We start from the raw sequence: 201 nt of genomic DNA, 5'->3' as shown, positions 1-201 counted from the left end.
AGTGGACTTGAACCACCGACCTCACCCTTATCAGGGGTGCGCTCTAACCACCTGAGCTACAAGCCTGCAGAGATTTTTACTGCTGTTTTTTCATCAGACAATCTGTGTGAGCACTGCAAAGGCAGGTTCTTTAAGGTAAGGAGGTGATCCAACCGCAGGTTCCCCTACGGTTACCTTGTTACGACTTCACCCCAGTCATGA

General features: G+C 49.8%; 1 rRNA gene. It reads right to left on the bottom strand.

Going from position 1 to position 201, the window contains the following annotated elements:
- Positions 1-136: 136 nt before the first annotated feature.
- Positions 137-201 (bottom strand): 16S ribosomal RNA (locus FHC48_RS23395); the annotation flags it as partial.

Source organism: Enterobacter sp. EC_50 (genome assembly GCF_019584525.1).
GTDB classification, from domain to species: Bacteria; Pseudomonadota; Gammaproteobacteria; order Enterobacterales; family Enterobacteriaceae; genus Enterobacter; species Enterobacter roggenkampii.
Note: the sequence above shows the minus strand (reverse complement) of the source record. Positions and strands in the feature narration are given on the sequence as shown.